The organism is Flavobacterium sp., from assembly GCF_029242675.1.
Classification (GTDB): Bacteria; Bacteroidota; Bacteroidia; order Flavobacteriales; family Flavobacteriaceae; genus Flavobacterium.
The window spans coordinates 1-3229 of record NZ_JAQWTM010000240.1 but is presented as its reverse complement, the minus strand read 5'-3'; the positions used below and the strand labels follow the sequence as shown (position 1 = coordinate 3229).

The 3229-nt window shown below is 36.3% G+C and carries 3 protein-coding genes; all 3 read right to left on the bottom strand.

Annotation, left to right across the window (positions count from 1 at the left end; all coding sequences use genetic code 11):
• Nucleotides 1-270: 270 nt before the first annotated feature.
• A complete protein-coding gene (locus tag P8M54_RS08920; protein ID WP_300287376.1) occupies nt 271-1287 on the bottom strand; it encodes a M28 family metallopeptidase in 1017 nt (338 codons plus the stop codon).
• Between the two features lie 30 nt (nt 1288-1317).
• On the bottom strand, nt 1318-2091 hold the full coding sequence (locus P8M54_RS08915) for a dienelactone hydrolase family protein (protein ID WP_300287374.1): 774 nt from the start codon (nt 2089-2091) through the stop codon (nt 1318-1320).
• Nucleotides 2092-2194: 103 nt separating this feature from the next.
• Nucleotides 2195-3229 (bottom strand): penicillin acylase family protein (locus P8M54_RS08910; protein WP_300287372.1); only part of this gene is annotated, 1035 nt, incomplete at its 5' end.

Here is a 3229-nt window from a genome sequence, read left to right as displayed (position 1 = left end):
GCAATGACTGTTTTCGCCACCAATCTTAAGAGAATCCTCAAAATAATGTAGGAAACAATAGCTCTTGTCCTAATTCTTTAAATGAGCTTTTTTAAGTCGATGTAAGCTCTTTAAAAATACTGCAAAAATAAAAAAAGCTTGCAACAGAATTATTAATTAATCCGTTACAAGCTTTCTTTTTAATCCCTAAAAAAGCATCTTGTCTAAATTAGGCCTAGTTTTTCAGTGCCCTCAAGTGATTCAAAGCTCTTTTTTTTGGGATAGAAACCGTTATTTTTTGTCTACTACGGGTCTGTTTTCTCTATTTGCTAGTTCCCAAGCAATAGTAAAAGCTAGTTGTGCTCTTTTAGTTAAAGCATCATACTCAATTTTATCTGGAGTATCTGATTTTTGGTGGTAATCCGCATGTACTCCGTTAAAAAGGAAAACGGACGGAATTCCAAATTTTGCAAAATTGTAATGATCAGAACGCTCATAAAAATGGTTAGGATCTTTAGGATCATTGTATTTTAAATCCAAGTCCATTTTAATGTACATATCGTTGGCTTCCATACATATTGTATTTAAATCCGATGATAAGCGGTCAGCACCAATTAAATAAACGTAGTTGTTGGTATTGGCATGCTCCTTATCGCGTCGTCCAATCATATCTATATTGATATCAGTAATGGTATTTGCAACTGGAAATAAAGGGTTTTCAGAGTAGTATTGAGATCCAAGTAAACCGTGTTCCTCACCTGTTACGTGCAAGAAAAGGATAGATCTTTTAGGTCCGTGACCTTCTTTTTTTGCTTTTTGAAATGCTTGTGCAATTTCTAATAGCGCTACCGTTCCTGATCCATCATCATCAGCTCCATTATATACATTTCCGTTTTTCACACCTACGTGATCGTAATGAGCTGAAATTACCAATACCTCATCTGGTTTTTCAGAACCTTCGATGTAAGCCCAAATATTTTCAGAGTCATTTAATTTTTGTCTACTGTTTTTGTTCAAAAAAGCTGCAGGAACTGCTTGATAAAAACTAGTTGCTCCCTTTGGAAAACCAATGCCTTCTTTCTTATATTGATTAATCATGTACTCACCAGCTCGTTTTTGACCTGCTGAACCCGTTTCTCTTCCTTCCATTTCGTCTGAAGCAACGATATACAAATGTGTTTTAAGTTCATCTGCTGTGATGCTATTCATGTATTTGGAAGGATTTGAATTGTCTTGTGAAACTCCTACCTTAGATCCAGAGCATGATATAGCAGTGGTAATAACTATTAGACTTAATAATTTTTTCATGTAAATAATATAGAATTGATTAAAATAAATTTATTTTTTTAAAACTTCGTTTAAGAAGAGTTTTAGATGTTCAAAAGAGCGTCGAGCGGCTACTGCATTGTAAGCAACTCCAGTAGATTTGTCGTTACCATATTCTGGATTCGTAAAACCGTGCACTGCATCAGCATAATAAATCATTTGCCAATCTGCTTTTGTATCTCGCAATTCTAGTTGAAAGGCCGCGATATCCTCCGCTGATTCAAAAAAGTCATCTGCTCCGTGGCAAACTAACACTTTAGCAGTTATAGGTGTATTGACTCTAGTTTTATCTCTGCCTAATCCGCCGTGAAATGAAACCACTCCTTTTACATTTAAATGGCCTCGAGCTGCCTCAAGTACGCCAGTACCTCCAAAACAATATCCAATTACCACAATGTTATCTGGGTTGGCTCCCGCCTTAATCAGTTGTTCTAATGCTAATGAAATTCTTTTTTGGTATTCTGTATAATTTGTTTTGTAAAAGCCTGCACTTTTCCCTGCTTCTGCATTGTCTTTTGGGTAATTGCCTTCGCCATAAATATCAGCTATAAAGGAATAATAACCTAGTTTTGATAGGTCTGTTGCTATATCTTTAGATGCTTTATCGATTCCTTTCCAAGCAGGAAGTATTAATACACCTGGTTTTTGAGTACTTTTCTTGGTAGGAGCAATCGCAAAACCATTAAGGATTTGGGCTCCATCTTGATAAACAACTGCTTTTAATTGTGCCATAGTACTGCTGGAATAAATAAGGACTCCAATAAGTAAGTATTTTATGTTCTTCATGTTTAATTAATTTTATGTAAATATCTTAAATAAAGCTGAATTAGTTCATTAAAATTTTGATAAAACAAACCTCTGTTAATTATTTAACAGAACTCCAATCTCCTTATTCTCCAGGATGATAATTACGCTCGGCATTTTTTAGAACATCTTCCTTGTAAAATAGTACATCCTTAAATTGTCCTCTTTGATACATGACGGATTGATCACTAAAATGTTTGGATTTTGGATCTCCGCTATTACCTCCTGCAAGTAGTGATTTTGCTTTAATTTTTGGACCAAACTCTACCGCGCAAACAAAACTGTTACCACTGCTTCCGTATCGTAGCGAGCTATTTTCTTGGTAATTACTTTTAAAAGCGGGTAGACAACCCCATAGCGAGGAAGCATTGGCAATTGGTAAACTGGATGCTGCATCATTATAAGTTAAGTCTATAGCGCCGGTTTGTCTTTGGAATCGATTAAGAGTGCCCCACGGAATTTGCCAGCTGCCAAATTTGCTAGTTAGCTCCTTTACCACTTCTTGAAGTTGTGGTAAAAGTTGGACTGCAGTTGCGGTTTGCGCAAATGAATAGGTGTTTTCAACCTGATCGCTCTCCCCTTCGTTTGTGTATGTTTTCCTTAATATTGGATCTAATTTAAAAGCCCATTCGTTAGCTAATGTTGTAGCAACCGAATTCTCCTCAGCATAGTAATTCCATTGTTTTAAAATTGCGATGGGCTCTGCTATAGTAGCATATTGTGAATTTCCATTTTTAGTTTCTTGATCAAAGCTCTTGATTAAGGCCGGAATCAATACTTCAAAAATGGACAGCTTTCTATCGTATCCATCTGCAATGATTTTGTCTAAGGTGTACTTTTCCCCTTTAATAAGCAATCGTACGGCATTTACACCTCTAAAACTTTCTCCATCGGGAGCCATATAAAACGGATAATCCGATTTTTTAGGACTATCAGAGCCAGAAACAGAGAAAGGGGTAGAGTTGCAGTTTTGCAACCAGCCATTGCTAGGATTGTACAAATGTACCGACTCTGAAACGGCATGTAAACCTTTCCATTCTGTGGCTGATGTTGTTCCATCCATCACTTTTGACCAATCTAATTTAGGACTTCGAATAGGTAAAAAGTTGCCGTGCCAATA